Here is a 25920-nt window from a genome sequence, read left to right on the forward strand (position 1 = left end):
AGGCAGGATTACCTGTCTTGCCCTTCCCGGGACGCCCGCCTAGCGTGCGTTTCATGACCCAAGATCGTCCCCTTCTCGGCATCCTTCTGATGCTTGGCTTTTGCATCCTCGCGCCGCTGGGCGATGCGGTGGCCAAACTGCTTGGCCAGCATATCCCACTGGGAGAGCTGATTTTTGTCCGTTTTGCCGCACAGGTGATTCTGCTGATGCCGCTGGTCTGGGGGGGCGCCCGCATGTGGCGCATGCGCGGGCGTGTGCTGCGGCTGACCTTTTTGCGTACCCTGCTGCATATCGGCGGGATCGGCGCGATGTTTACCGCCCTCAAATACCTGCCGCTTGCGGATGCGGTGGCGATTGCCTTTGTCATGCCCTTTATCATGTTGCTGATCGGCAAGTTCATCCTGCTCGAAGAGGTCGGCCTGCGCCGCATCCTGGCCTGCGTTGTCGGCTTTGCGGGCACCCTCTTGGTGATCCAGCCCAGCTTTGCCGAAGTTGGCCTGCACGCCCTCTGGCCGCTGGCGGTGGCGGTGATCTTTGCCCTGTTCATGATGGTCACCCGGCAGATCGCCAAGGAGACAGATCCGATCAGCCTACAGGCCGTATCCGGCACGATGGCCTGTGTTATGCTGGCGCCGCTGCTGCTGATCGGCGATCCGCTGGGGATCGAGGGATTGCAGATCGTGATTCCGGATCTGTGGACCAGCTTTCTGATGCTTGGCATCGGGGTACTTGGCACCGGCGCGCATCTGCTGATGACCTGGAGCCTGCGCTATGCCCCGGCCGCAACCCTGGCGCCGATGCAGTATCTGGAAATCCCGGTGGCCACCCTGTTCGGCTGGCTGATCTTCATCGAACTGCCGGATGGCCTCGCCGCCCTTGGGATCACCATCACCGTTGCGGCGGGTCTTTACGTAATCCTGCGCGAACAGGCCGTGGCGCGGCAAGCGGCGCAATCTAGCAAGGCCCCGGTGACGCAATCACCTGCATAAGTGGTGCCAGATAGCGGCGCGGCACGATGCCCAGCAACCCCGGCCCATCCGCTTCGATCCAGACCGGCCCCACGGCGCGGTTGGATGTTCCGATCCGGCTGGTCGGGCACATCTGAAGCCCCTCGATCGGCCAGACCAGCCCACCGGAGCGTCCGGTTACCGGCTGCATCGGGAACAGCGACACCACATCGCCCGCCGCCATCGGCAGGGCAATACGCCGGGTGACGTGAAATACCAGTTCAGTCGCACCGATCAGAATGCAGGGGCTGCGCCCGGGCTGGATAAGCGTGTGAAAGGCCGCCAACTGGTGATCGACGCGCGCCCCAAGGAACCCCGCCCCCAGTACCACCGGCGCTCGGATCGACCGCAGCGCCTTGTCAAAATCCGTGGTGTCCTGCTCTGGAAGATGGAACAGGTTTTCCGCAGGCAAACGGTTTTGTACCGCCTCAGGCAGCGAATCGAAGTCCCCGATCACCGCCTCAGGTACGTGTCCCTGCTCCAGCGCGGCCCCCGCGCCGCCGTCCGCAGCCACGAGCACCGGCGCATGGCGCAACGCCTCATTCAGGTCTTCCAGACCCAGATGACCGCCACCAACCAGGGTTACTGGCGTCATCTCATCAACAATCAGCTTATTCATGCCGGGATTTCTCGCAGATCTGGAAACAGGCCACAATCTAAACACAAAATGATACGATCAATTGCACGGATTCGCGCAGAATTTGACGACCTGATCCATACTGTAAACGTCAACGACTTTGGTGAGGACGCGCAGCCCTATGGTACAAAATAACAAAGTTTTGACCGTTTCTTACGGGACATTCTCCTGCACGCTGGAAGGGTTCGAGGACTCCTTTGGCACCATGAAGGCGATTGCAGAGTATTTTCGTGACCTGGCCTCTGACGACCGATATTTCGGTGCCGAACCGCCGCAGCCCGACGCAGACATGCTCGCCCGTATTGCGCAGCGGGAGATCGCACGTCAGGTCGAGGCCCGCACCAGCACCGAAGGCATCCATCTGCGCGCCGCCACAGCGCCACAGCCCGCTGCAGACGCAGCGGTTTCAGACGCACCGACTGAAGAAGCGCAGGTTAGAGGTACCCAGAAAACAGATGTTGAAGACACTGTCGCTCCGACCAGCGAACAGCCAGAGCCGACAGAACACAGCGCAGCCGAGCCGAGCATCGAAGATTCCCCGGCGCCCGAAGCCTCCGCCGACGAGGCCGCAGAAGAACCCACGAAAGCAACGGATACTGATGAGGCGGACGGCGATGCCGACCCCCTAGCCGACGAAGAGCAGGCACAGCCCCCAGCTCCTGACGCGGACAAGATCGCCGCCATCTCGGCCGCTGCCGCAGCCCATGACAGTGAAGTCGCCGAAGCTGCAGAAGACGAAGACTCAAAGCCCGCCAAAGCAGCTGAAGACGAAAGCGCCGAAGTGGAAATCGCAGAGCCGAAAGCGCCGAAGCGTGACGCCGCTGCCGCCGAAAGCATCGCCGCCAAACTGCGCCGGATCCGTGCCGTGGTGTCCCAGACCCCACAAGAGGATTTCTCCGAAGACGAACACGCCGAAAGCATCCTGTCAGAGGCCGCAAGCGACATCTCCGAAGCCCTGGCCGAGGACGCGGCCGCAGAGGAAGCCAAAGTCGACGAAGACACTTCGGAGGATGACGAGATCTCTCGCGTTCTGGCCCAGCTGGACAAAAGCAACGCCGAAGCCGAGAACAGCGTAGCGGATCAGCCCGTTGTAGAGGCAGCGGTTGAAGCTGAACCTGCGCCCGAGACAGCCCCGGAACAGGAAACCGCGCAGCCAGAGGCACAGGCTGAACCGGAACAGGCTGAACCAGCCGCCGAACTTGACCAGGCCGAGCCGGAAGCGGCTGAGGAGCCGCGCCGTCCGATGCGCGCCCGTGTTATCAAAGTCAAACGGGCCGATCTTGAACAGGTTGTCGCCACAGGTGCCCTGACAAACCTTTCCGACAGCGCCGAGGACGAGCCCGCCACTGCCTCCGCAACCCCTGGCGTCGACAGCAGTCTGTCGGACGAGGATGAAGCCGATCTGATGCGCGAGCTGGCAGAAGTCGAGGCCGAACTCCTCGCCGCCTCGCAAGAGACCGAAGAAGACCGGCAGGAAGAGCAGAAAGCGGAAACCGCGACGGCAGAAGAAAGCACCGAAGAGGCCGAAGCGGCAGCTATCGCCGAGGATGCTGCAAAGAAACGCCCGGCAGCCCCTTCCGCAGATTTCCCCGACAGCGATGTATCGCGGCTGATGGATGCAGCAGATGCCAAACTCGACGCGCCGGAAACCGCCTCTTCGCGAGAAACCTACGGCCATCTGCGCGCCGCGGTGGCAGCAGCCGAGGCAGATCGCTCTGCCGGTGGCAGCGCAGGTAGCGAAAACAGTGAAGACGCCTACCGCCAGGATCTGGCCAGCGTGGTTAAACCGCGTCGGCCGGTACCGACCGGTGCCCGCAGCGCGCGCGAACGGAGCAATGCGTCCCGTCCCGCGCCTTTGAAACTGGTGGCGGAGCAGCGCATCGATCCCTCCCCCGCAGCCGAGGACAACGCCAGCAGCACGCCGCAAGCCACGCGCCCCGTGCGCCCGCGTCGGATTTCGGTGCTGAAGGATGAAGGCTCTGCCTCGGATGCCAATGCCGCAGATTTCGCGGCCTATGCCGCAGAGCGCGGCGCGGTCGAGCTGCAGGATTTGCTGGAGGCCGCAGCCGCTTATATGAGCTTTGTCGAAGGCCGCGATCACTTCTCCCGCCCACAGTTGATGAACAAGGTGCGCGATGCAGGCGCTGCCGAATTCAATCGCGAAGACGGGCTGCGCTCCTTTGGGCAGTTGCTGCGGGAAGGCAAGATCGAGCGCTCCGAAAACGGCCGCTTTGCCGCAACCGAGGAAACCGGCTTCCGCCCGGCCAAACGGGCCGTTGGCTAATCCGACGCGGTAGGGGTTTGCACCCAAACCATCCAAACGAAAAGGCGGGCCGAACAGCCCGCCTTTTTTGCATTTGGATATGCTCTTACCGGACCGGGTCTATTCTTCCGGTGGCTGATCCGGGTCGGCCTGACCGATACCCCGAAACACGAACTTGAACGGCAGCGCCCAGGCGATGCCCAGCACCGCATAGACCAGCAGTTCAACCACCACCGGCGGTCGGTTCAGCAGATTGAGGATAGTCACCGCGATGACGATATAAAGCGGCATGCCAATCAGCAGCAGCACCAGCGCCCAGCGACGACGGGCCTTGTAGCTGAGACGGGGTTTATCCGCCATCAGTCCGCAAACGGGTCTGTCACCAGAATGGTGTCATCCCGCTCCGGGCTGGTGGAGAGAAGCGCAACCGGGCATTCGATCAGCTCTTCCACGCGTTTCACGTACTTGATGGCATTGGCAGGCAGGTCGTTCCAGCTGCGCGCGCCTTCGGTGGATTCGGACCAGCCGGGCATTTCCTCGTAGATCGGCGTGCAGCGGGCCTGCTGGTCTGCCGCGGTCGGCAGGTAATCCAGACGTTCTCCGTCCAGATCGTAGCCGGTGCAGATCTTCAGCGTCTCGAACCCATCCAGAACGTCCAGCTTGGTCAGCGAAATACCGTTGATGCCAGAGGTGGCGCAGGTCTGGCGCACTAGGCAAGCATCGAACCAGCCACAGCGGCGCTGACGGCCGGTAGTGGTGCCGAATTCATGCCCGCGTGTGCCAAGGCGTTCACCATCCGCATCGGGTTTGCCGTCGGCGCCCAGCAGTTCTGTCGGGAACGGGCCTTCCCCCACGCGGGTGGTATAGGCTTTGACGATGCCCAGAACATAGTCGATGGACCCAGGCCCGATACCGACACCCGTGGCCGCTTGACCTGCAATCACATTGGAGGAGGTCACAAAGGGATAAGTGCCGAAATCGATATCCAGCAGCGCGCCTTGGGCTCCTTCGAAGAGGATCCGCTTTCCGGCCTTGCGTTTTTCGTTGAGAACCTTCCAGACCGGCGCCGCATAGGGCAGGATCTTGGGAGCGATCTCTTTCAGCTGCGCGATCAGCGCGTCGCGGTCGATCGGGTCGACGCCAAGTCCCTTGCGTAGCGGATCGTGATGCTGCAGCGCCCGGTCCACCCGGGCCTCCAGCGTGGCTTCGTCTGCCAGGTCGGCAACGCGGATGGCACGGCGGCCTACCTTGTCTTCGTATGCCGGGCCAATGCCACGACCGGTGGTACCGATCTTGGTGCCCTTGCTGGCGGCTTCTTCGCGGGCGCGATCCAACTCACCATGCAGCGGCAGGATCAGCGGCGTGTTTTCGGCGATCATCAGCGTCTCGGGCGTGATATCGACGCCCTGTTCCCGCACGGTTTCGATCTCCTTGATCAGGTGCCAGGGATCAAGAACCACGCCGTTGCCGATGACCGACAGCTTGCCACCACGCACAACACCAGAGGGCAGCGCGTGCAGCTTGTAGACCTTGCTGTCGATGACCAGCGTATGGCCAGCGTTATGGCCGCCCTGAAAGCGCGCGATCACATCGGCGCGCTCGCTCAGCCAGTCCACGATCTTGCCTTTTCCCTCGTCGCCCCACTGGGCGCCGACTACGACGACATTGGCCATATCCGGTCCTTTATAGCTGTCTGGTTCAAACCCGGGCCGGTATAGCGGTGCCGCAGGCCCAGTAAAACCGCAAATTCGCCGCAGCAGCGGGTCGGCGCCGTGATTCTTGCCGGTTACCCCGTGTTATCCGTCCTGCAGGACCACCGGATGCCCATGCGGAGTTTCCAGATAGGCCTGTTTCCACCCTTCGCGGGTGGTTTCGACCTCCTCGGCGGGGGCGACGCCGTCCTCTGCTAGAATCGCCTCCAGGGTTTCAAGCCAGGCGGTGAAGTAGTCATCGCCGCCGTTGAGGTCTCGCGACACGCCATGCCGGGCCAGGGTGGCCGAGAACCGCGAAACCCAGTCGGCCCAGGTGAAACGACCGCTTTCATTGAGATGCACCGTCAGCGCAAAGGCCTGCGCGTGCCAGGGCTGCTCAAACGCCGGTTCCGGGGCATCATCAGGACGACATATGTTCATGGTCATACAGCCTCCAGATAGCTTTGCCACAGGTCCAAAACCACCTCATCCGCCGGGTCTTCCGGATGGCTCCACAATTCCCCCGCCGGGAAAACGACCGTATAAAGTGGCTCCGGCGCCTCACCCAGACCGTGCGCAGCGCTGTCTGGCAGCACGTGGGTTCCTTGCAGGCGTAGAATGCGGCCCGTCGCGCCGGTGGCATAGGCAGGCAGCCGTGTGTGGCCGCCATCGACCAACCTGCTGCCACCGGGATGGCGCGTGCGCACGCTCTGGCCTTCGCTGAAAACCGGCTCCGGCCCGCCGGTGCGGGTAGCGGGACCGCCCTTGGCCAGCATCGCGGCCACGGCGTCGGCAGAAAGTTTTCGATCGGCCAGCGGGTGTGGGCCATCCCCTCCCTGCCCGGCCAGATCATCCTCGCTAAGGACCCCCTTCTGGACCAGAAGATCCGCGAGCGCGGCAAGCCAGATTTCATAGTAGGAAAACCGGGTGTAATCGAGCGGCGCCAGTTTTTCGCGGGCATGGCGGGAGGTATCGATGTTCCACTGCCCAAGGGCGCCACAGGCCAGCGTCACCGCCAATGCGCGGGCATGCCACTCTGCCGCAAACACCGGCGCATTCGCCCCCTCCGGCCGTACTGGTCCGTCGCCAAAGCGTCCTCCCATATCATGCAGTCGGGTCATCAGGGCGCCCCAGGCGTTTTCGGCAGGCCGGTGCCCACCATGCTGTCGCGGGTCACAAGCGCAGCAAGCGCATCTTCGTCCAGTCCTTCACTGCCCTCGGGACGCATTGGAAGGACCAGATAACGGACCTCGGCGGTGGAATCCCAGACCCGCACCCGGGTGCCTTCAGGCAGAGTCACGCCAAATTCAGAGAGCACCGCACGCGGCGCCCGCACGGCGCGGGCGCGGTAGGCATCCGATTTATACCAGCCCGGCGGGATTCCCAATAGCGGCCACGGATAGCAACTGCACAGGGTGCAGACGACCATATTATGTTGCTCGGGTGTGTTTTCGACCACCACCATGTGTTCTCCCTGACGGCCATAATAGCCGAGTTCGGACAACACCGGGTCCGCATCCGCCAGAAGCGCTGCCTTGAAGGCGGGATCGCTCCAGGCGCGGGCGACCACGCGGGCGCCATTCTGCGGGCCCACCTTGGTCTGATAGGTGTCGATGATCTCATCGAGTGCAGCCGGGTCGATCAGCCCCTTGCGGGTCAGAATCGTTTCAAGCGCCTTGACCCGCAGGGCGGGATCGGGCGGCAGCAAAGCATGCGGGTGGGCGGAATGATCATGTGGCATGGTCAAACAGTGCCCCCCGGGCGCCAATTCTGTCCAGTCACAAATACCGGAAATTCCGCAGAAGGGCGCGAAAACAGGGCGCTTCCCGCGTCCGGTTCTGTTTCATTTGACACATTCGGGCGCGACAGAATGCGGCCCGGCCAACTCGGCCCTTGCCCCTGTCTGCATTCTTCCCTATTTACCGCCCGATACTGAGCCAACCGCCGCAGGGACCCATGGAAAACGTTGTACTGATCATCCATCTTCTTCTGGCTCTGGGCCTGATTGCTGTCGTTCTGCTGCAACGGTCCGAAGGCGGCGGCCTTGGCATGGGCGGCGGTGGCGGTGGCGGCGCAATGACCGGCCGCGCTGCAGCGACGGCGCTGAGCAAAGTTACCTGGATCCTCGCAGCGGCCTTTATCGTCACCTCGATCACTCTGACCGTTCTGGCGGCCCAGAAATCCGCAGGTTCTTCGGTTGCTGACCGCATCGTTGCACCCGCTGGCGACGACGGCGCAGAGACGGCACCGGCGGCGCCCCTTGGCAGCGACCTGCTGCCTCCGGCAGAAGGCGACAACGCACCGCTGGTACCCAGCGCCGACTAACCTACTACAGCTAGAAAATAAAATGGGGACCGTAACAGCATCTTGCGGTTCCCTTGCGCTTATTGCGCGAATCCTTTATACGTAAAGTCCCGTGATGCTGCGGTTTTTACAGGCCGCCGGGCAGCTGAAATCTGACTTCTCACGGGGGCAGCCGAACACTCATGGCGCGATTTATCTTTATCACTGGTGGCGTTGTTTCATCGCTTGGCAAAGGGCTGGCATCTGCAGCCCTTGGCGCATTGTTGCAGGCACGCGGCTACTCCGTTCGCCTGCGCAAGCTGGATCCGTATCTGAACGTCGATCCCGGCACGATGAGCCCCTTTGAACACGGCGAGGTCTTCGTCACCGACGATGGCGCAGAAACCGACCTCGACCTTGGTCACTACGAGCGGTTCACTGGCGTACCGGCGCGCAAGACCGACTCGATTTCATCGGGCCGCATCTACACCAACGTGCTGGAGAAGGAGCGCCGTGGCGACTACCTCGGCAAGACTATTCAGGTGATCCCGCACGTCACCAACGAGATCAAGGACTTCATCTCGATCGGCGAAGACGAGGTCGATTTCATGCTTTGTGAGATCGGCGGCACCGTGGGCGACATCGAAGGCCTGCCCTTCTTCGAAGCAATCCGTCAGTTCAGCCAGGACAAACCGCGCGGTCAGTGTATCTTCATGCATCTGACCCTGCTGCCCTATATCAAGGCCTCTGGCGAGCTAAAAACCAAGCCAACCCAGCACTCGGTGAAGGAACTGCGCTCCATCGGTCTGGCGCCTGACATTCTGGTCTGCCGCTCAGAAGGCCCGATTCCGAAGAAAGAGCGCGAGAAGCTCGCCTTGTTCTGCAACGTGCGCCCCGACAGCGTCATCGCCGCGCAGGATCTGAAATCCATCTACGAGGCGCCGCTGGCCTACCACCGCGAGGGCATGGATCAGGCGGTTCTGGATGCCTTCGGCATTGCCCCGGCCCCCAAACCCAATCTGATGCGCTGGGACGATGTGGCCGACCGCATCTACAACCCCGAAGGCGAAGTGAAGGTCGCCATCGTGGGCAAGTACACCCAGCTGGAAGACGCTTATAAGTCCATCGCCGAGGCCCTGACCCACGGCGGCATGGCCAACCGCGTCAAGGTCAAGATCGAGTGGGTCGACGCCGAACTGTTCGACCGTGAGGACGCCACGCCGCATCTGCAGGGGTTCCACGCGATTCTGGTACCCGGCGGATTTGGCGAACGCGGCACCGAAGGCAAGATCAAGGCAGCGCAATACGCCCGCGAGCACAATGTTCCATATCTGGGGATCTGCCTTGGCATGCAAATGGCGGTGATCGAAGCCGCCCGCAACGTGGCCGGGATCACCGAGGCCGGTTCTGAGGAATTCGACCACGAGGCAGGCAAGAAACGGTTTGAACCCGTCGTCTACCACCTCAAGGAATGGGTACAGGGCAACCACAAGGTCAGCCGCAAGGCCGATGACGACAAGGGTGGCACCATGCGTCTGGGCGCCTATGATGCCACGCTGGCCGAAGGCTCCAAAGTGGCCGAAGTCTATGGCAGCACCCACATCGAGGAACGTCATCGCCACCGCTATGAGGTGGACATCAAATACAAGGACCAGCTGGAGGCCTGCGGGCTGAAATTCTCCGGCATGTCCCCGGATGGCCGCCTGCCGGAAATCGTCGAATGGTCCGACCATCCCTGGTTCATCGGCGTGCAGTTCCATCCGGAACTGAAATCCAAACCCTTTGCGCCGCATCCCCTGTTCAAGGACTTCGTGCGCGCGGCCAAGGAAACCTCGCGTCTGGTGTAAAACCAGAGTGACAAACCAAATTCAGCAAACGGCAGACCTAAACGTCTGCCGTTTTGCATTTCACCCTGCACTGTCGCCGCGACACTATACCGTTCTTGCAACTGGCTGCGGCCCACCCCATTCTGCCACTCATGATACGGGCCTTTCGCAAACTCATCGAAGATCAGATCCGCTCGGCCAATGCCCGGGGGCAGCTCTCTGGGCTTGAGGGCGAAGGCAAACCCCTCCCCGACCGCACCGGACAGGAACTGGTTGATCCCGGTTTAGCGGCGGGATTGCGGGTGATGGCCGAGGCAGGCGCGGTTCCCGAAGAATTCACGCTCAAGAAAGAACTCGACGCAGCCCGGGCGGAATATGCCACACTGACCGATGCAGAGGAGCGCCGCGCAGCCATGGCCCGTATCGCGGATCTGGAACTGCGCTGGGGCATGGCGCGGGATGCGCGTAAATCCTTCTTCCGTTAGCGCAATCGCTCACACTGTTAGCGCAACCGTATGACAGGCCAGTTGTTTCTGTTCACGGGCACGGTATAGACGGTTGGAAATAGTCCAACAGATATTCGCGGAGATCCCGACCCATGGCGCAAGAGACGTCCACCAAGCAGGAACAGTTTGACCGTATTGCAAAGGGCAAGGGCTTCATCGCCGCATTGGATCAGTCGGGCGGCTCCACCCCCAAGGCGCTGGCGCTTTATGGTGTGATGGAAGACGCCTATTCGAACGATGATGAGATGTTTGGCGAGATCCAGAAAATGCGCGCCCGGATCATCACCGCGCCGGATTTCAACAGCGACAAGATCCTTGGCGCGATCCTGTTCGAAAAGACGATGGACAATGCAATTGATGGCATTCAGGTCCCCACCTACCTGTGGGAAAAATGCGGCGTAGTGCCCTTTCTGAAGGTGGACAAGGGTCTGGCCGACGAACAGGACGGCGCCCAGATGATGAAACCGATGCCTGATCTGGACGCGCTTCTGGCGCGGGCCGTGGCAGCGGGGATCTTCGGCACCAAGATGCGCTCGGTCATCAAGGAAGCCAACGAGACCGGCATCAAGAATGTGGTCGCCCAGCAGTTCGAAGTGGGCAAGCAGATCGCCGCCGCCGGACTGGTTCCGATCATCGAGCCCGAGGTCGATATCCACTCCGCGACCAAGGCCGAAGCCGAAGCCATCCTGAAGACCGAGCTGAAAGCCGCGCTCGACGCCCTGCCGAGCGGCACCAAGGTTGCGCTGAAGCTGACCATCCCGAATGAAGCCGGTCTTTATGATGATCTGGCCGACCACCCCGAGGTGGTGCGCGTTGTTGCCCTCTCCGGCGGCTACAGCACCGACGATGCCTGCGCGAAACTGTCCCAGAACCCCAAGATGATCGCCTCCTTCAGCCGCGCGCTGACCGAAGGTCTGAACGTGTCGATGAGCGATGCGGAGTATAATGCCGCCCTTGGCGCGAATATTTCCAAGATCTATGACGCGTCGCTGTAAGGCGCGCTAACAGCAAAAGATCCGGGCCGCGTCTGATATCAGGCACGGCCTTTTCCTTTTGTCCCGGATGTGAAATCCTGTTTCTAGTATTGCAGCTCCGGGCAACAGCCACGGGCGTGATGATTTGCAGCAGGAACCATCCAGCGGGATTTACGATGGCACAGAGTGACGACGACAAGATTGATGGCCGTCTGCACGGCGAACAATTTGAACCCGAGGGCGAGGATGGCCTGCTGACACGGCTGATCTACATGCTGATCATCGCCGTCCTGATCTCACTGGCGCAGACGGTGCTGGGCGTGGTGACTGTCATTCAGTTCGTGGTGATGTTGCTCAACAACAAGCAGCCAAACGAACGGCTGGCGGAGTTCGGCACGGACCTTGGCATCTGGGTCGCAAAGGCGGCGCACTATCAGACCGCCGCCAGCAAGGTCAAACCCTGGCCCTGGACGGATCTGGACTGACAAGGGCATTCCACCCTATCGCAGGACAAAGACCAGCAGCGCCAACAGGGTCACACTGACCACCGCCCGGATCGCCAGAGCCACCCGGCGCCGCATTGGTCGGTTTCGCAGGAACTCAGCCATAGTCGAACCTTTCTGACAGGATTCGGCCGGATGAGACGCCACGTGCGATCAGGTGATCCTCGACCGTATCCATCATGATCGGCGGCCCGCAGAGAACGAACAGCCACTCTGCAAACTCATCATCCGTGAAACTCCCATCCAACAGGTCTGGGCCGATCATCCCGGTCTCCCCCTGCCAGCCCACAGGTGGCTCTGACAGTACCAGAATCGTATCCTCGCGCGGCAGGTCCTCCCGGAACACGATCTGCTCTTCAAGGCGGTTGCCATAGATCAGCCGGACCCGGCGCGAATCCCCGGTCAGGCGCATCTGGTTCAGAATGCTCAGCATCGGTGCGATACCAACGCCGCCCGCGATCATTGCGATCCCTGGCTCTGACCGCCCCTCCACGGACATGCTGCCATAGGGACCATCCAGATAGGCGCGCATACCCGGCTTCACCTGATCCAGAGAGCCGGTGAAATCGCCAAGCTCCTTGATCACGAATGACACCTCTGCCCCCGCAGCCGGGGCGGAGCTGATCGAGAAGGGGTTTTCATCAAGCGAGAAGGCCGAGTGACCAATGTTCAGCCAGGCAAACTGCCCGGCCTTGTAGCTCAGCCCATCGTGCCCTTCCGGCCTTAAGGTCAGGCCCCATTGCCGGGGCGTCAGGCGTTTGATCTTGGCCACCCGCCAGGGCCGCGCCCGCAGCGGCTCAACCACATAGACCCAGACCAGCGACCCCACCGCCACGGCGGTCATCCCACCCCAGAGCCAGACCATGGCAGGGTCAGCGCTGTAGCGCCCCGCCGCCAGGGCATGATGCAGCAAGGCACCGGCGATCAGCACCGCGCCAACCCCGTGCATCAGGCGCCAGGTCTCGTACTTGTAATCCAGCTGCGTGCGAAAGGCAGCCAACGCCACCAGTGTGGGCAGCAGCAGGAAGGCGACAATCCCGGTCGACAGGGCGGAAAAATCGGTCGTCACGGTCAAAACCCGCGTCTGATCCCAAGGCCGTTGCCCGCCGACAAGGCTGCCGCCGTAGAAAAACGGATGCAGCAGCGCAAACACCAGCGCCACCCGCGCCATGACCTGATGAAACCGCATGGTCACATCCATACCGATCTCGGACGACACCCGCCTGAACCGGCCAGACAAGACGAATTCGGCCAGGATCATGGCATAGGCGAGCATCCCCAGCCCGGTACCAAGTTCAGCCCCGAAAGAGCGCGGCGGTCCCCCGAAGATCGCAGAGACCACAAGCGGCGATATGACCACAGCAACGTAAAGCAGTATGAGAAATAGCGATTTCATAGGCCTTGTCTGATCGGTTTCCCTGTCGGCGTCCTTGATCCGTCTCAATATCCCGCAGTGCGATCACTGCCCTTGTGGCTTGTGGCCTATTCCGGTTCTTCCCACAGGTGGGCGGCGTCGGCCAAGATGGCATCGGCCCGGCTGCGGACCAGTTTGTAAAACACCCAGTTCTTGATTTTCTTGCTGGTCACCAGCCCGGTCTCTTGCAGGACGCGCATATGGTTCGTCACCGTCGGCTGTCGCAGCCCGATCTTCTCGGTGATGAACCCTACACAGACCCCGTCCCTGACCAGATCACCATCCTCCTGTGGCGGAAAATGCCGCTCCGGATCGCTGAGCCAGTGCAGAATTTGCAGCCGGTTCTCATTGGCCAGCGCCTTCAATGCGGTGGCCGTTGACAGCAAATCGGCATAAGTATAGTCAATCATCTATATAGATTCTCCGCTATGCAGGTCAGTCATGTCACAGCGCAACCGCTCTTACAACTTTGTCCATTGTGATGTCTTCGCATCCCGCCCCTACTCCGGCAACAGTCTTGCAGTTTTTCCCGATAGTGCGGGCCTCAGCGCCGCACAGATGCTGACCATGACGCAAGAGCTGCGCCATTTCGAATCCATCTTCCTGACGGAAACCGAAGGCCGGATCGAAGCGCGGGTCTTTGACCTGAGCGAGGAACTGCCTTTTGCTGGCCATCCGATCATCGGAGCGGCCTGTAGCCTTCATATGCAATGCGGGGCGCCCGGGCAAAAAACCTGGACCTTCACCCTGCAGGGCGGCCGAACAGTGCGCGTGACCACCATGTCCCGCGCCGGACGCTATTTCGGAACGCTGGATCAGGGACAGCCCGATTTCCTGGGCACCGCGCCGAACAACAGCCGCACCGCCTTCGCCGAAGCCTTCAACCTGTCCACTGGTGACCTGTCGCCCCTGCCGCTTGAGATCATATCGACCGGGTTGAAGTACCTTGTGGTCCCCGTGACCGGCGGACTACGTGAGGCCCGGATCATGGTTCCCGATCTTGAGGACAGGCTGCGGACCGTTGGCGCCGAATTCGCCTATCTTTTCGACACGGAAACCTTCGAAGGCCGCCACTGGAACAACGACGGTCTGCTTGAGGACGTCGCCACCGGCAGTGCCGCTGGTGTCATCGGCGCCTATGCATTGAAACACGGACTGGCGCAGGCGGACCACACCTTTACCCTGACGCAAGGCCACTACATCGGACGGCCCAGCGCCCTGCTCGTGACCCCCTATGGCACCCCTGATGCCATCAACCATGTCACCGTTGCGGGCGAGGTTGCCTTTGTCGGAACCGGAGAGATCAGCGCGCCATGATCCCGATCTACACCGCAGAGGATATTCGTCCCCATATGTCTGTCGCGGATCTGATCCCCTCCGCGAAACAGGCCTTTCGCGCGCTGTCCGAAGGGACGGCAACAGCGCCTGTGCAGGTGCTCTACCCATCACCGGGCGCAGACATTCATGTGAAATCCGCGACGCTTGCAGGCTGCCGCATTTTTACGGTCAAGATGGCGGGATGGTCGCAGGATCTCGCCAACATCGGCGCACCACCGTCGAGCGGAATGATCGCGGTGTTCGACAGCCAGACCTGCAGGCCAGTTGCTATCCTGCAAGATGATCATCTGATCTCGGATTACCGGACCGCCGCCGCTGGCGCGGTCGTGGCCGATCTTCTGGTCGCCGACCGGGCGCAACACGCCGTCGTCATCGGCACCGGCACGCAGGCGCGGCTGCAGGTTGAGGCGCTGCTTTTGGTACGTCCCGTGACCTCGGTTCAGGTCTGGGGGCGGGTGCGGGCCAAGGCGCAGGCGCTGGTGGATAAGTTGCAGGCACAATTTGCTGGGGTGCAGTTTGAGGTCGCCGATGATCTGGAACAGGCCGTCCGGTCCTCCGATGTGATCCTGACCGCCACCGGAGCAAAACAGCCGCTGATCCATGCCGATTGGCTCAGCCCCGGCCAACATATCACTTCGGTCGGATCAGACGACGAAACCAAATGCGAAATTGATCCCGTGGCCCTGTCGCAGGCGCAGGTCTTTGTCGATGCGCGCGCGTCAGGCCTGGCTTTTGGCGCGCCGCACCGTGCGATCCGATCCGGACTGATGGCCGCGACAGATCTGACCGAAGTCGGTGCGGCGCTGGAGGCGGGCATCTCCGAAAACCCTGAGCGGACAAGCATCGCCTGCCTGTCCGGGCTCGGGGTTCAGGATCTCACCGCGGTCAATGCCATCTGGCCCAAGCTGTTGCACAAGGCGCCGTTGCCGCCTCAGGGCGCGCCTATCAGTCCTTGAACTGCGGCGGGCGTTTCTGCATCTGCGCTGCAATGGCCTCCATCTGGTTGGGCGTGCCGATCAGGGTCACTTGCTCGCGGCTTTCCTCCATCAGCACTGCGGCCTGATCGGCGGTTTCGGCCACACCGATCAGCCGTTTGGCCGCGCGGATGCCTTCGGGGTTCTTGCCTGCGATCTCTGCCGCCAGCGCCTGCGCAGAGGCAAGGGGATCGTCGGACACTTCGGTCACCAGCCCCCAGTCCAACGCCTGCGGAGCCTCGAACACTTCGGCGGTATAGGTCAGGCGTCGCAGCACGTCCGAGCGCAACAGCCGGGGCAACAGCGCCATGCCGCCCATATCGGGGACGATGCCCCATTTCATCTCCATCACCGAAAACCGCGCATCCGGCGCAGCGATGCGGATATCCGCGCCCAGCGCCAGTTGCAAACCGCCGCCAAAGCAGACGCCCTGCACGGCCGCGATCACCGGCACCGGTACCCGGCGCCAGGCCATCGCAACCTCCTGCACCTCGTTTGCATCGTCAAAGCTGCGGGCCATCAGCCATTCTTCGGGATCCATCTGCCCCATCTTGGCAAAGCTCATCAGGTCAAGCCCGGCGCAAAACGCCTTACCCTCCCCCGCCAGCACCACGGCCCGCGCCTTGGAGGCGGCGACCTCGTGCCCAGCGGCGATGATCCCCTTGATCATCTCATCGTCCAGCGCGTTCATCTTGTCCCCGCGCGTCAGCGTCACATGGGCGATGTGGTCTTTGTACTCGACGGATACCCGTGCCATCTGCGGTTCCTCCTGCTTTCGGTTTGCGCCAGACTGCACCGCAACGCCGCCGCGATCCAGACTAACGCCGGGGCAGATTGGATCGGGACGAACCGGCCTAGCGCAGGATCGGCGGCAGATCCGCCACCGGCAGCCGCGCGAAACTGTCACTGTCCAGCGTCATCACATAAAGCCGGTCGCCGACAATGCGCCCGCCAGTGGTGATCCCCAGCCCGCCCGCAGGATCCTGCAGGGTGCGTAGAATGTTACCATCCGCATCGAACTGCATGATCATGCCGCGATGGATCGGCGCCGGGCGCACCTTCGGTCCCAGCCGCCACAGCACCTTGCGCAGGAAGGGATAGGGCATCAGCACTTCGGACGGCACGCGCGGGCTTGCAAAGGCCAGCCAGAAGGTGCCATCGCCCTGCGCCTCAAGGTTATCCGGATAGCCCGGCAAGTTGCCGAGAAACAGTTCCTGCTGCCCGGCGTTGGGACCGGTCAACCACAACCGATGCACCCGGGCGCGGCCCGTTTCGTTGATCAGCAGGAAATCCTCATCCGGCGACAGGGCAACACCGTTGGTATAGACAAACCCGGTGGCGATTTTCTCAACCGTGCCATCGGGGGTGCGGCGGGCCACGTAGCCCGTGTCGGACTGTTCCCAGACGGTCAGCACCGAGGTGGGTTTGGTGCCGCCCATGGTCTCCGGATCAAACCGGTCCGAGGAATTGGAGAAATAGATCGTGCCATCGCGCGCCACATCCAATTGGTTGGCATAGATCACCGGGGCACCGTCAATCTCGCTCACCAGGGTTTCCAGCGTGCCGGGGCCGTTCCAGCGCATGATGCCACGGAAACTGTCGGCGATATAAAGCGCGCCATCCGGCCCGGCCTTCAGCCCCAGCGGCCGCCCGCCCAGCGCCTCCACCAATTCGGGTTGGTCGCCATCAATGCGATAAAGGTTCCCGTCCAGATCGGTGGTGTAGACCGTCCCATCCGGCATCACCGCCAGATCTTCGGGACCGATGGCGCCATTGGGCAGGACCACCTTTTGCGCGCCCTCAAGGGCGGTGTTTTCCTCAAACTCTCCGGTAAAACCCGGCCCCTTGGGCGGGTCATAGGACACAGGTTCGACCGGTACCGGCCAGAACAGAAGGTAGGCCAGCCCCAGCGCCAGCACGCCCAGAAAAATGCGCATCGTTAAATTCTCCCAAAACTGGCGCCAGTCTGCGCTGCCCAGGCGCCCTCTGCAAGGCTAGCCACCCGCAGAACCTGCGACATTCGCTGCCGCCATGCCCACTTGATGCGGCGGGCCGGTTCACGTTATCTGCCCGCATGACCACACCTCGTTATACCCCGCTTACCCAGTCCCTGCCTGCAACCGTGCCCTTTGTTGGCCCCGAAACGCAGGAGCGTGAGCGCGGCGCGCCCTTTGCCGCCCGCCTTGGCGCCAATGAGAACATCTTTGGCCCCTCGCCCAAGGCGATCGCCGCGATGCAGGCCGAAGCGGGCGAGATTTGGAAATACGGCGACGCGCAAAGCTATGATCTGCGCATGGAACTCGCGACGTTCCACGGCGTCGCGCCTGAGAATATTCTGGTCGGCGAAGGCATCGACGGGCTGCTTGGCTATCTGGTACGCATGCTGGTGACCAGCGGCGATCACGTAGTGACATCGCTGGGCGCCTATCCGACATTTAATTACCACGTCGCGGGCTTTGGCGGCACACTGCACACGGTCCCCTATCGCGACGACCACGAAGATCCCGAGGCCCTGTTTGCCAAGGCTGCGGAGGTCGATGCCAAGCTGGTCTACCTTGCCAACCCCGACAACCCGATGGGCAGCTGGCACAGCGGCGCCGATATCGTTGCCGCACTGGATCACCTGCCCGATGGCTGCCTGCTGTTGCTGGACGAAGCCTATGTGGAATGCGCGCCCGAAGGCACCGCAGCGCCGATCGACATCAACGATACCCGCGTCATCCGCATGCGCACCTTTTCCAAGGCCTATGGCATGGCGGGCGCCCGCGTTGGCTATGCCATGGCGCAGGCGGATCTGATTTCGGCCTTCAACAAGGTGCGCAACCATTTCGGCATGAACCGCATGGCGCAGGCGGGCGCATTGGCGGCGCTGCGGGATCAGGACTGGCTTGCGCATGTGACGAATGAAATCGCAGTGGCCCGGACCCGCATTGGAGAGATCGCCAGTGAGAACGGCCTGACTGCCCTGCCCTCGGCCACCAATTTCGTTGCTATTGATTGCGGACAGGACGGAGCCTTTGCCAAGGCGGTACTGGACGGCCTGGTGGATCAGGGCGTTTTTGTACGCATGCCCTTCGCCGCGCCGCAAAACCGCTGCATCCGTGTCAGCTGTGGTCGGCCCCAGGACCTGGATGCCTTTGCCAAGGCCCTGCCCATCGCGCTGGAGCGCGCCCGACAAGCCTGAGTAAAGGGTATCGACCAAAACCCTGCGACCGACCGGCCGCAGGGCGCTTTACGCCGCATTCACTGAATTGTGTCAGTCTTGCCCCGAACCACGTCACATCGCGTTTGGGGAACTGCATCATGCAACAGGACAAGACCGCACGGAAACAGCCGCATCAGGCGGCGGCGCAGACACCGGATCTGCTGGAAACCACCCTGCGTTTTGCCGTCATCAACATGCCGTGGATCTTTTTCACCCTCTGGCTGCTCTACGGCATGGTGCCCGTGTTGCTACTGGCCGCGCTGATCAACCACATGATCACGCGCCTCGAGATGAGAACCTGAAACGCGAGCCTGACCTCAGACGGGGACAAGACCCCGTCTGATCAACTGTTTTGGCTCACGCCCTCTCAGGACGCCTTTTGCCCGGCTTCGGACAGAACTGCAGCCGCCGCATCCAGCGCCCCGGCGCCATGGTGAATATCAAGGGCGCGCAGGCCCGCCTCGATACCGCCCAGAAGCCCCATGACCATGTGACCGTTCAGGTGGCCCATATGGCCCAGCCGGAAGAACCCGTGCCATTCCGGGCTGCGCGGTGGCGCCATGCCAAGACCGATCCCCAATGTCAGCCCCAGAGTCTGCTCCAGCCACTCCCGCAACTCGGTCGCGCGGGATCCGCCCAGACGCAGCGCCGTTACCGCATGAGAACGCAGCGCCGGATCGGTCACGTTCATTGCCATGGGGCCGTCCTGCCCCCAGGCCTCACACGCCGCCCAGATCGCACGGGCCAGCTGCGCATGCCGTGCCCAGACGTTTTCGATCCCTTCGGCGTGGATCATGTCGAGCGAGGCCCGCAGCCCAAAAAGATGATGGGTCGGCGCGGTACCGCCGAAATACTGGTAGAACTCTTCCGGGTTGGCGCGCGGGGTCCAGTCCCAGTAGCGGCTGACCCGCGGCATCGCGGCGCGCACCCCGGCGGCCTTGTCGTTGAAGAACACGAAGGCCAGCCCGGCCGGGACCATCAACCCCTTCTGGCTGCCTGTGACCATGACATCGACGCCCCAGTCGTCCATCTCGAACCGGTCACAGCCCAGCGAGGCGATGCAATCGGCCATCAACAGCGCCGGGTGCTGCTCCGCATCCAGAACCGCGCGCAGGCCGGGTACCTCGTTACGGATCGAACTGGAGGTATCGACATGCACCCCCAGCACCGCCTTGATCTGATGGCTGGTATCCGCCTTCAGCCGCTCGGCCACACGGGCCAGATCCCAGGGCGCATGGTTGCCAAAGTCGATGACCTCCACGTCAATGCCCAGCCCCTCAGCCATTTCCGACCAACCGATAGCAAACCGCCCCGAGGACGGGACCAGCACCTTGTCCCCCGGCTGCAGCACATTCGAAAGGGCAGCCTCCCAGGCGCCATGACCGTTGCAAATGTAGATCGCCGCGTGATGCTTCGTGCGCGCCACCCGGCGTAGATCCGGGATCAGTGTCGCGGTCATATCCACCAGCTCACCCGCGTAGATATTGGGTGACGGACGGTGCATCGCCTGCAGCACCTGATCCGGAATCACCGAAGGTCCCGGGATCGCCAGATAGGATCGCCCTGCCGATAGGTTTAATGTCCCGCTCATTTTTGATCTTCCCTGCAATGGAACCCTGGGCCTGGGGCCGGTTCGCGCTCAAATTTCCGGTACAGTACAATGCGGCAGAGGAAGGTCAATTCCACAATGGGTGCAGTGCAACGGGACTGCCCATCAACCGGGCATGGCGCAAAGCTTGCGCCTAAAGCCTCAGCTGCTTAAATGGCCCGGGTCAAAAACAGAAAGCGCCGCATGACCCGCACATCCTGCAAATACACCAGCCGGAACCGTCCTGCATGACCCGCAAACACACCTCCTCGAAAGAGCTGATCATCTGGCTGTGGCGCGGTTATCTGCGCCATTACATGGGCCTGCTGGGCCTTGCGGTGGTCTTTATGCTGATCGAAGGCGGCACTGTTGGTGCGCTCAGCTACATGATGCAGCCGATGTTCGATCTGGTCTTTGTCGCCGGAAATTCCGACGCCCTGTTCTGGGTCAGCCTGGCCTTTCTTATCATCTTTTCCCTGCGCGGTGTCGCCAGCGTCTGCCAGAAGGTCATCCTGTCGAAGATCTCGCAGACTTCGGCTGCGCATATGCGCAAGGACATGCTGGACCGGCTGATCCGTCAGGATCCGGCCTTTCACCAGGTGCACCCGCCGGGCTTCCTGATCCAGCGCGTTCAAAGCGACGTCATGGCGATCAATCAGGTCTGGCAGGCGCTGATCACCGGTGCGGGGCGCGACATGGCACAGATGGTGGCCGTCCTTGGCGTTGCCATCAGCGTCGACTGGCGCTGGACCGCGATCATGCTGATCGGCCTGCCCCTGTTGTTGCTGCCGATCTCGGCGCTGCAACGCTATGTCCGCAAGAAAGCCGCCACCGCGCGCGATCTTGGTGCTTCGTTGGCGACGCGGCTGGACGAGATTTTCCACGGCATCGTGCCGATCAAGCTGAACAGCCTGGAACAGTATCAGGCGCGCCGGTTCAGCACCCATATGGACCAATTCGTGCGCTCCGAAGTGCGTGCCTCTTTTGGCACCGCCTCGATCACCGGCATGATCGATATCATGGCCGGTCTCGGTGTCATGGGCGTGGTTCTTTATGGCGGGCAGGAAATCATTAGCGGCGAAAAAACCGTCGGCCAGTTCATGAGCTTCTTCACCGCTATCGGTCTGGCCTTTGACCCGATGCGCCGCCTCGCCTCCATCAGTGGCACCTGGCAAAGCGCCGCCGCCGCGATGGAGCGCATCAAGGAACTGCTGGACGCACCTATCAAGCTACTGCCACCGGTGAAACCCGTGGCCGCGCCAAAGGGCCTTCCCGAGGTGCGTCTGGATCACGTCACCCTGAACTATGGCGACACCACGATCCTGAAGGATCTGTCGCTGATCGCCGAGCCGGGCAAGACCACGGCGCTTGTCGGGGCCTCGGGCGCCGGTAAATCCACCATTTTCAACCTTCTGACAAGGCTGGTCGATCCGCAATCCGGACTGGTCACCATTGGCGGCACCCCGGTGGGCGATCTCGCCTTCGAGGACCTGCGCGGCCTATTCTCGGTGGTCTCACAAGAGGCGCTGCTGTTTGATGAAACCCTGCGGGAAAACATCCTTCTGGGACGCACGGATGTCAGCGAGGCGCGCTTGAAAGAAGTCTTGGACGCCGCCCATGTGTCCGACTTCCTGCCCAAGCTGGCCAATGGTCTTGAGACGCTTGTTGGCCCGCGCGGCTCTGCCTTGTCGGGGGGACAGCGGCAGCGGGTGGTGATCGCGCGCGCCCTGCTACGCGACACGCCAGTGCTGCTGCTGGACGAGGCAACCTCGGCGCTGGACGCGCAATCGGAAAAGGTCGTGCAGCAGGCGCTGGACCGGCTGTCGGGCGGGCGCACCACGCTGGTCATCGCCCACCGCCTGTCCACCATCCGCAACGCGGACAAGATCGTGGTGATGGAGCGCGGCGAGGTGATGGATCAGGGCACCCATGCCGAGCTGCTGGAGCGCGGTGGGATCTACGCCGATCTCTATCGCCTGCAATTCCAGGACGGCAAGACGCTGGTAGAACGCGAAGACCTCAATATGGCGCAGCCTCTGGCGGCGCAGCAGTCTGCGGATCAATCCGGTCTGTTCCGGCGTGTCTGGCGCCGGGTCTTCCGGTAAAGAAACAGAGGGTTATTTGCGATAGGCCCGCGCCAGCCGCTCTGGGCTGACGCCAAGGGCATAGCGCGTGAGCGTCCAGAGATTGCGGGCGCCACGCCGCAGCCAGCCGTCGCGCTCGTATCGCGCGGCCGAGGTCTGCGCCTGAACCGGGATCTCGACAAGCCCCTTCAGACGCAGCGACAGGGCAACATCCTCCATCAATGGCTGATCGGGGTAGCCGCCCATTGCCTCATAATCGCTGCGGCGCACAAGCAGCCCCTGATCGCCGTAGGGCAGACCAAACAGACGCGCCCGCAGGTTCGCCCAGCCTGCCACCAGCGCGGGACGCAGCCCCCGGGCCCGGAACGCCAGGCGGAAATACCCCGGCCTGCCTTCGCCCTGCTCCAGATGGCGGGACACCGCATCGCTCCAGCCCGCGGACAGTCGGGTATCGGCGTGCAGGATCAGCAGCCAGTCGCCTTGTGCCGCTTCGCAGCCCCGGCGCAGCTGTCCGCCCCGCGACGGCGCGCCGCTCAGCAGTTCGGCACCGACCTCTTCGGCAATGGTGGCCGTGTGATCCTGCGATCCGCCATCCGAGATCACCAACTCCCGGATCAGTCCTGAGGCCAACCCCTCCATCAGCGCCTCAAGGCAGCCGGGCAGTTCCGCCTCGGAATTGAGTGTCGGGATCACGATACTGATCGGAGCGGGCATGGGCAGTTTCCTGTTCAACTCGGCTGTGATTTCTATATCACTTGCTGAAACAAGAACATGGTGATCTGCTGATCCGCCCCCATCAACTGGAGAACAGACATGAGTGCCCGCACAATTCTTCGCCTGTCCGGCCCCGACACCCGTGACTTCCTACAGGGGCTGGTCACCAACGATGTCGCAAAACTGGACCAGAACGTGCTGGTCTATGCCGCAATGCTGACGCCGCAGGGCAAATATTTGGCTGATTTCTTTCTGGCCCCTGACGGCGCGGACGTTCTGCTGGATGTCGACGCGGATCTGGCCGAAGGGCTGATGAAACGCCTGTCGATGTACCGCCTGCGTGCCGATGTTCAGATCGAGGTCACAGATCTGGAGGTGCGCCGAGGCACCGGCCCCGCCCCCGAAGGCGCCTTTGCCGATCCGCGCCACCCGGATATGGGCTGGCGCCTTTATGGCGCCGAGAGCGGCGATGACGGCAGCGACTGGGATGCGCTGCGCATCGCCCATTGCATACCCGAAAGCGGCGTCGAACTGACGCCGGACAGCTATATCCTTGAGGCCGGGTTCGAGTCGCTGAACGGGGTCGATTTCCGCAAAGGCTGCTATGTCGGGCAAGAGGTGACCGCCCGGATGAAACACAAGACCGAGCTGCGTAAGGGGCTGCAGATCGTGGAAATCGAAGGGTCTGCCCCCGTGGGCACCGATATTACCGCCGGAGACAAGGCCGCAGGCACCCTTTTCACGCAAAGCGGTGGCAAGGCGATTGCCTATCTGCGCTATGACCGTGCCAGGGACAAAGACTTGCAGGCGGGCGAGGCCCGGCTCTCCTGGTCCGAGTAGGCGGCCCTATAACACGCAAGCCTCATTTAACCTGTTGGGTTTAGTTACTCAGACGTCGGCATGTTATGGCGGCGACGGTATCACTGAGGGATTACTCAAATGCGTGCGATTTTTCTGCTGGCCCTGACCAGCCTGCCCTTGCAGGCAGGTGCAGCCGATTACTGGGAATACAAGGACTGGCGCGTTTGGAGCGAACAGATCGACACTGGCGAAGACCTGCGCCGCACCTGTGCGGCCTCAACCGGCGGCGATGGCGACCCGGTACTGCGCCTTGAGGTGTCGGACGGCGATGTCGGTCCGCCGGATTTCTATCCATACCCGGTGATCAGCGAAACCGCGCCGCGCCATTACACCACGCAGATGCAGGACGGTCAGGTCATACAGTTCCGCGTCGACACCGGCACCATCTTTTCCGGCGCCGCCTTCGTCACGCTCACGAATGAAGGTCTTGCGCACGCCGAGGCCGCGATTAACCTGCCCAACAACCGGCCGGTCCTGAAGGCCATGAAAAAGGGCAGCAGCATGGTGATCGAGGCGGGCGGACGCACCATCTTCCACGCCTCTCTCGCCGGGTTCACGGCAGCCTATGGCAAGATGATGGATGTCTGCGGCTTCAGCCTGTCGCTCGACTGACCGCAAAGAACGCAAAGACGTTATGCAAAAGAAAGCCCCGCGCAGGACTGCGCGGGGCATTATAGCGTCAATGCAGCAGGCCGGATCAGGCGCGCTCGGAGTATTCCATGGTTTCGGTGTTCACCACGATCATCTCGTCCTGACCGACGAAGGGCGGCACCATGACTTTGACACCATTATCCAGGATCGCGGGCTTGAAAGAATTCGCAGCCGTCTGGCCTTTTACAACCGGCTCGGTTTCGACGATCTTGCAGGTGACCTTCTGCGGCACGGTGGCGTTCAGAGCTTCGGACTCGTAGAACTCGACAACGATGGTCATGCCATCCTGCAGGAACGGGCGACGATCACCCAGCAGATCGGCGGGCAGTTCGATCTGCTCATAAGTCTCGGTGTCCATGAACACGAGCATGCCGTCGTTTTCATACAGGAATTGCTGGTCTTTCTGCTCAAGGCGCACACGTTCGACCTTGTCGGCGCTGCGGAACCGCTCGTTCAGCTTGGAGCCGTTACGCAGGTTGCGCAGTTCGACCTGAGCAAAGGCGCCGCCCTTGCCGGGTTTGACGTGATCGACCTTCACAGCGGCCCACAGACCGTCGTTGTGCTCCAGAACATTGCCAGGGCGGATTTCGTTACCGTTGATCTTGGGCATCGGAAAAATCCCTCTCGGGTGGTTGATGAACTCTTAACTGCCCCTATATCTGGCGTGGACTCGGCTGGCAAGACAACGATATCTCGTGGGCACCCCCGGCAAGCTATGCACAAATCGCATGAAAGCTATGCATCTACGGGCTATCCGAATCGTCATAGTTCCGTCATAAGGAGCGCCACGCCGAAATTGCAATAGCAAGAACAACAAAGGAAACGGGATGCGAGATTTCGTTGACGGCACCGCTTACAATAACGAGCAAGGCAACCGCGCACGCAAACTTTTTGCCGCCGTGGTGCTGGCCGCATTGGACGACGCCATCGCTGACGACAAGAAATACGGGAACGGCCCCGAGCAGATCGCGCGGTGGGCGCGCTCTCGCGATGGCCGTGAAGTCCTTTCCTGCGCCGGGATCGACCCGAACGAGCGCGTGGTCGAAGGGCTGATGGAATTCGTCGGTCGTGGCGTGCGGACTTCGGTCGCACTGTCGCGTGAAGAAAGCGAGCGCCGCAATGCTGCACAGGCCGAAGCTGCCTGATCTAAGCTGCCATTGAGACACAGAAAAGCGCGTCCTGGGGGGCGCGTTTTTCTTTTGTCGCTCCGCTTTTTTCGCCTGCGCTTTCCGTACACCTCCTGTGCACCCCGCTCGCCCCCCTGTACACCACCACAACATCGCAGCGTCACCTCAGCAGGCCCCTGCCCCACCATCCAAACAGGCCATGCTTTCGATTGCTGTTGACCTGCGCCCGCCCGCATTGCAACTGTCTGCGCGAACGAGTGTTAGCGGTGGGGCA

At 62.0% G+C, this 25920-nt stretch carries 28 protein-coding genes; 15 read left to right on the forward strand and 13 right to left on the reverse strand.

The features are described 5' to 3' along the window. Window positions 1-53: 53 nt before the first annotated feature. Window positions 54-989, forward strand: a complete 936-nt coding sequence (locus tag SM763_RS03985; protein ID WP_368997648.1) for a DMT family transporter — start codon at window positions 54-56, stop codon at window positions 987-989. Here the strand turns inward: SM763_RS03985 and SM763_RS03990 are convergent. Then, window positions 955-1626 (reverse strand): thiamine diphosphokinase, encoded by a 672-nt coding sequence (locus SM763_RS03990; RefSeq protein ID WP_368997650.1) that lies wholly within the window; start codon window positions 1624-1626, stop codon window positions 955-957. The genes SM763_RS03985 and SM763_RS03990 overlap by 35 nt on opposite strands. 139 nt (window positions 1627-1765) lie before the next feature. Here SM763_RS03990 and SM763_RS03995 point away from each other — a divergent pair, with 139 nt between their 5' ends. Next, window positions 1766-3928 carry a chemotaxis protein CheA gene (locus tag SM763_RS03995; protein WP_368997652.1) on the forward strand — a complete coding sequence of 721 codons (2163 nt, stop codon included), beginning with the start codon at window positions 1766-1768 and terminating at the stop codon, window positions 3926-3928. A 99-nt stretch (window positions 3929-4027) separates the two neighbouring features. Here the strand turns inward: SM763_RS03995 and SM763_RS04000 are convergent, their stop codons facing one another. The 5 genes from SM763_RS04000 to nthA all read right to left on the reverse strand — a co-directional run bounded on the left by SM763_RS04000 (window position 4028) and on the right by nthA (window position 7339). Continuing rightward, window positions 4028-4267 carry a DUF2842 domain-containing protein gene (locus SM763_RS04000; RefSeq protein WP_065270869.1) on the reverse strand — a complete coding sequence of 80 codons (240 nt, stop codon included), beginning with the start codon at window positions 4265-4267 and terminating at the stop codon, window positions 4028-4030. Next, on the reverse strand, window positions 4267-5580 hold the full coding sequence (locus SM763_RS04005) for an adenylosuccinate synthase (protein ID WP_065270870.1): 1314 nt from the start codon (window positions 5578-5580) through the stop codon (window positions 4267-4269). Before SM763_RS04005 ends, SM763_RS04000 begins: the two co-directional genes overlap by 1 nt. A gap of 123 nt (window positions 5581-5703) precedes the next feature. Further along, window positions 5704-6039 carry a nitrile hydratase accessory protein gene (locus tag SM763_RS04010; RefSeq protein ID WP_065273524.1) on the reverse strand — a complete coding sequence of 112 codons (336 nt, stop codon included), beginning with the start codon at window positions 6037-6039 and terminating at the stop codon, window positions 5704-5706. Between the two features lie 2 nt (window positions 6040-6041). Beyond that, window positions 6042-6719 (reverse strand): nitrile hydratase subunit beta, encoded by a 678-nt coding sequence (nthB, locus tag SM763_RS04015; RefSeq protein WP_368997653.1) that lies wholly within the window; start codon window positions 6717-6719, stop codon window positions 6042-6044. Beyond that, window positions 6719-7339 carry a nitrile hydratase subunit alpha gene (gene nthA / locus SM763_RS04020; protein ID WP_368997835.1) on the reverse strand — a complete coding sequence of 207 codons (621 nt, stop codon included), beginning with the start codon at window positions 7337-7339 and terminating at the stop codon, window positions 6719-6721. Before nthA ends, nthB begins: the two co-directional genes overlap by 1 nt. Before the next feature lie 215 nt (window positions 7340-7554). Here nthA and secG point away from each other — a divergent pair, with 215 nt between their 5' ends. From secG to SM763_RS04045, 5 genes are all read left to right on the forward strand, one after another. Then, window positions 7555-7923: a preprotein translocase subunit SecG gene (gene secG / locus SM763_RS04025; RefSeq protein WP_065270873.1), complete on the forward strand. Its 369-nt coding sequence runs from the start codon at window positions 7555-7557 to the stop codon at window positions 7921-7923. A gap of 161 nt (window positions 7924-8084) precedes the next feature. After that, a complete protein-coding gene (pyrG, locus tag SM763_RS04030; RefSeq protein WP_065270874.1) occupies window positions 8085-9728 on the forward strand; it encodes a CTP synthase in 1644 nt (547 codons plus the stop codon). 131 nt (window positions 9729-9859) lie between these two features. Beyond that, window positions 9860-10192: a DnaJ family domain-containing protein gene (locus tag SM763_RS04035; RefSeq protein WP_274828281.1), complete on the forward strand. Its 333-nt coding sequence runs from the start codon at window positions 9860-9862 to the stop codon at window positions 10190-10192. Window positions 10193-10305: 113 nt separating this feature from the next. After that, the gene (locus SM763_RS04040; protein ID WP_274838306.1) at window positions 10306-11208 is read left to right on the forward strand and encodes a fructose bisphosphate aldolase; all 903 of its coding nucleotides are present in this window, start codon (window positions 10306-10308) and stop codon (window positions 11206-11208) included. A 155-nt stretch (window positions 11209-11363) separates the two neighbouring features. Then, on the forward strand, window positions 11364-11672 hold the full coding sequence (locus SM763_RS04045) for a DUF4389 domain-containing protein (RefSeq protein ID WP_368997655.1): 309 nt from the start codon (window positions 11364-11366) through the stop codon (window positions 11670-11672). Between the two features lie 115 nt (window positions 11673-11787). On the opposite strand, the gene SM763_RS04050 is transcribed toward SM763_RS04045, so the two are convergent. Then, window positions 11788-13086 (reverse strand): ferredoxin reductase family protein, encoded by a 1299-nt coding sequence (locus SM763_RS04050; protein ID WP_368997656.1) that lies wholly within the window; start codon window positions 13084-13086, stop codon window positions 11788-11790. Between the two features lie 86 nt (window positions 13087-13172). Beyond that, window positions 13173-13514, reverse strand: coding sequence for an ArsR/SmtB family transcription factor (locus tag SM763_RS04055; protein WP_368997658.1), 342 nt, complete (start codon window positions 13512-13514; stop codon window positions 13173-13175). A 31-nt stretch (window positions 13515-13545) separates the two neighbouring features. Here SM763_RS04055 and SM763_RS04060 point away from each other — a divergent pair, with 31 nt between their 5' ends. Continuing rightward, complete coding sequence (locus SM763_RS04060; RefSeq protein WP_274838309.1) at window positions 13546-14421, forward strand: PhzF family phenazine biosynthesis protein; 876 nt, start codon at window positions 13546-13548, stop codon at window positions 14419-14421. After that, entirely contained in the window at window positions 14418-15398 is a 981-nt protein-coding gene (locus tag SM763_RS04065) for an ornithine cyclodeaminase family protein (RefSeq protein ID WP_368997659.1), read from the forward strand. Before SM763_RS04060 ends, SM763_RS04065 begins: the two co-directional genes overlap by 4 nt. On the opposite strand, the gene SM763_RS04070 is transcribed toward SM763_RS04065, so the two are convergent. Together SM763_RS04070 and SM763_RS04075 are read right to left on the reverse strand one after the other, a co-directional pair. Then, window positions 15388-16173, reverse strand: a complete 786-nt coding sequence (locus SM763_RS04070) for a crotonase/enoyl-CoA hydratase family protein (RefSeq protein WP_368997660.1) — start codon at window positions 16171-16173, stop codon at window positions 15388-15390. The genes SM763_RS04065 and SM763_RS04070 overlap by 11 nt on opposite strands. A 97-nt stretch (window positions 16174-16270) precedes the next feature. Next, the gene (locus tag SM763_RS04075; RefSeq protein ID WP_368997661.1) at window positions 16271-17353 is read right to left on the reverse strand and encodes an SMP-30/gluconolactonase/LRE family protein; all 1083 of its coding nucleotides are present in this window, start codon (window positions 17351-17353) and stop codon (window positions 16271-16273) included. A gap of 137 nt (window positions 17354-17490) precedes the next feature. Here SM763_RS04075 and SM763_RS04080 point away from each other — a divergent pair, with 137 nt between their 5' ends. Continuing rightward, window positions 17491-18600, forward strand: coding sequence for a pyridoxal phosphate-dependent aminotransferase (locus tag SM763_RS04080; RefSeq protein WP_368997663.1), 1110 nt, complete (start codon window positions 17491-17493; stop codon window positions 18598-18600). Window positions 18601-18719: 119 nt separating this feature from the next. Beyond that, window positions 18720-18923: a histidinol phosphate aminotransferase gene (locus SM763_RS04085; RefSeq protein WP_368997664.1), complete on the forward strand. Its 204-nt coding sequence runs from the start codon at window positions 18720-18722 to the stop codon at window positions 18921-18923. Between the two features lie 65 nt (window positions 18924-18988). On the opposite strand, the gene SM763_RS04090 is transcribed toward SM763_RS04085, so the two are convergent. Next, window positions 18989-20212: a pyridoxal-phosphate-dependent aminotransferase family protein gene (locus SM763_RS04090; protein ID WP_368997665.1), complete on the reverse strand. Its 1224-nt coding sequence runs from the start codon at window positions 20210-20212 to the stop codon at window positions 18989-18991. A 245-nt stretch (window positions 20213-20457) separates the two neighbouring features. Here SM763_RS04090 and SM763_RS04095 point away from each other — a divergent pair, with 245 nt between their 5' ends. Further along, complete coding sequence (locus tag SM763_RS04095; protein WP_368997666.1) at window positions 20458-22314, forward strand: ABC transporter ATP-binding protein; 1857 nt, start codon at window positions 20458-20460, stop codon at window positions 22312-22314. A gap of 12 nt (window positions 22315-22326) precedes the next feature. Here SM763_RS04095 and SM763_RS04100 read toward each other — a convergent pair whose 3' ends face one another. After that, on the reverse strand, window positions 22327-23007 hold the full coding sequence (locus SM763_RS04100; RefSeq protein ID WP_347508313.1) for a TIGR04283 family arsenosugar biosynthesis glycosyltransferase: 681 nt from the start codon (window positions 23005-23007) through the stop codon (window positions 22327-22329). A 99-nt stretch (window positions 23008-23106) separates the two neighbouring features. Between SM763_RS04100 and ygfZ the strand changes: the two genes are divergently transcribed. Then, a complete protein-coding gene (gene ygfZ, locus SM763_RS04105; protein ID WP_368997668.1) occupies window positions 23107-23847 on the forward strand; it encodes a CAF17-like 4Fe-4S cluster assembly/insertion protein YgfZ in 741 nt (246 codons plus the stop codon). A 99-nt stretch (window positions 23848-23946) separates the two neighbouring features. Then, window positions 23947-24480 (forward strand): invasion associated locus B family protein, encoded by a 534-nt coding sequence (locus SM763_RS04110; protein WP_274832425.1) that lies wholly within the window; start codon window positions 23947-23949, stop codon window positions 24478-24480. Window positions 24481-24565: 85 nt separating this feature from the next. Here SM763_RS04110 and efp read toward each other — a convergent pair whose 3' ends face one another. After that, window positions 24566-25129, reverse strand: a complete 564-nt coding sequence (gene efp / locus SM763_RS04115) for an elongation factor P (protein ID WP_065270890.1) — start codon at window positions 25127-25129, stop codon at window positions 24566-24568. 217 nt (window positions 25130-25346) lie between these two features. Between efp and SM763_RS04120 the strand changes: the two genes are divergently transcribed. Beyond that, the gene (locus SM763_RS04120; protein WP_065270891.1) at window positions 25347-25664 is read left to right on the forward strand and encodes a DUF6280 family protein; all 318 of its coding nucleotides are present in this window, start codon (window positions 25347-25349) and stop codon (window positions 25662-25664) included. Window positions 25665-25920 lie beyond the last annotated feature (256 nt).

The organism is Pseudophaeobacter sp. C1-32P7, from assembly GCF_041008775.1.
In the GTDB taxonomy this organism is placed as follows: Bacteria; Pseudomonadota; Alphaproteobacteria; order Rhodobacterales; family Rhodobacteraceae; genus Phycobacter; species Phycobacter gallaeciensis_A.

Coding starts and splice junctions, on each gene's coding strand:
- SM763_RS04045 (WP_368997655.1), top strand. CDS start 11,364: ATGGCACAGAGTGACGACGACAAGATTGATGGCCGTCTGCACGGCGAA.
- SM763_RS04040 (WP_274838306.1), top strand. CDS start 10,306: ATGGCGCAAGAGACGTCCACCAAGCAGGAACAGTTTGACCGTATTGCA.
- SM763_RS04080 (WP_368997663.1), top strand. CDS start 17,491: ATGACCACACCTCGTTATACCCCGCTTACCCAGTCCCTGCCTGCAACC.
- SM763_RS04120 (WP_065270891.1), top strand. CDS start 25,347: ATGCGAGATTTCGTTGACGGCACCGCTTACAATAACGAGCAAGGCAAC.
- nthB (WP_368997653.1), bottom strand. CDS start 6,719: ATGACCCGACTGCATGATATGGGAGGACGCTTTGGCGACGGACCAGTA.
- SM763_RS04000 (WP_065270869.1), bottom strand. CDS start 4,267: ATGGCGGATAAACCCCGTCTCAGCTACAAGGCCCGTCGTCGCTGGGCG.
- pyrG (WP_065270874.1), top strand. CDS start 8,085: ATGGCGCGATTTATCTTTATCACTGGTGGCGTTGTTTCATCGCTTGGC.
- secG (WP_065270873.1), top strand. CDS start 7,555: ATGGAAAACGTTGTACTGATCATCCATCTTCTTCTGGCTCTGGGCCTG.
- ygfZ (WP_368997668.1), top strand. CDS start 23,107: ATGAGTGCCCGCACAATTCTTCGCCTGTCCGGCCCCGACACCCGTGAC.
- SM763_RS04075 (WP_368997661.1), bottom strand. CDS start 17,353: ATGCGCATTTTTCTGGGCGTGCTGGCGCTGGGGCTGGCCTACCTTCTG.
- SM763_RS04050 (WP_368997656.1), bottom strand. CDS start 13,086: ATGAAATCGCTATTTCTCATACTGCTTTACGTTGCTGTGGTCATATCG.
- SM763_RS03995 (WP_368997652.1), top strand. CDS start 1,766: ATGGTACAAAATAACAAAGTTTTGACCGTTTCTTACGGGACATTCTCC.
- SM763_RS04110 (WP_274832425.1), top strand. CDS start 23,947: ATGCGTGCGATTTTTCTGCTGGCCCTGACCAGCCTGCCCTTGCAGGCA.
- SM763_RS04010 (WP_065273524.1), bottom strand. CDS start 6,039: ATGAACATATGTCGTCCTGATGATGCCCCGGAACCGGCGTTTGAGCAG.
- SM763_RS04035 (WP_274828281.1), top strand. CDS start 9,860: ATGATACGGGCCTTTCGCAAACTCATCGAAGATCAGATCCGCTCGGCC.
- SM763_RS04005 (WP_065270870.1), bottom strand. CDS start 5,580: ATGGCCAATGTCGTCGTAGTCGGCGCCCAGTGGGGCGACGAGGGAAAA.
- SM763_RS04095 (WP_368997666.1), top strand. CDS start 20,458: ATGACCCGCAAACACACCTCCTCGAAAGAGCTGATCATCTGGCTGTGG.
- SM763_RS04070 (WP_368997660.1), bottom strand. CDS start 16,173: ATGGCACGGGTATCCGTCGAGTACAAAGACCACATCGCCCATGTGACG.
- SM763_RS04060 (WP_274838309.1), top strand. CDS start 13,546: ATGTCACAGCGCAACCGCTCTTACAACTTTGTCCATTGTGATGTCTTC.
- SM763_RS03985 (WP_368997648.1), top strand. CDS start 54: ATGACCCAAGATCGTCCCCTTCTCGGCATCCTTCTGATGCTTGGCTTT.
- SM763_RS04055 (WP_368997658.1), bottom strand. CDS start 13,514: ATGATTGACTATACTTATGCCGATTTGCTGTCAACGGCCACCGCATTG.
- efp (WP_065270890.1), bottom strand. CDS start 25,129: ATGCCCAAGATCAACGGTAACGAAATCCGCCCTGGCAATGTTCTGGAG.
- nthA (WP_368997835.1), bottom strand. CDS start 7,339: ATGCCACATGATCATTCCGCCCACCCGCATGCTTTGCTGCCGCCCGAT.
- SM763_RS04100 (WP_347508313.1), bottom strand. CDS start 23,007: ATGCCCGCTCCGATCAGTATCGTGATCCCGACACTCAATTCCGAGGCG.
- SM763_RS03990 (WP_368997650.1), bottom strand. CDS start 1,626: ATGAATAAGCTGATTGTTGATGAGATGACGCCAGTAACCCTGGTTGGT.
- SM763_RS04085 (WP_368997664.1), top strand. CDS start 18,720: ATGCAACAGGACAAGACCGCACGGAAACAGCCGCATCAGGCGGCGGCG.
- SM763_RS04090 (WP_368997665.1), bottom strand. CDS start 20,212: ATGAGCGGGACATTAAACCTATCGGCAGGGCGATCCTATCTGGCGATC.
- SM763_RS04065 (WP_368997659.1), top strand. CDS start 14,418: ATGATCCCGATCTACACCGCAGAGGATATTCGTCCCCATATGTCTGTC.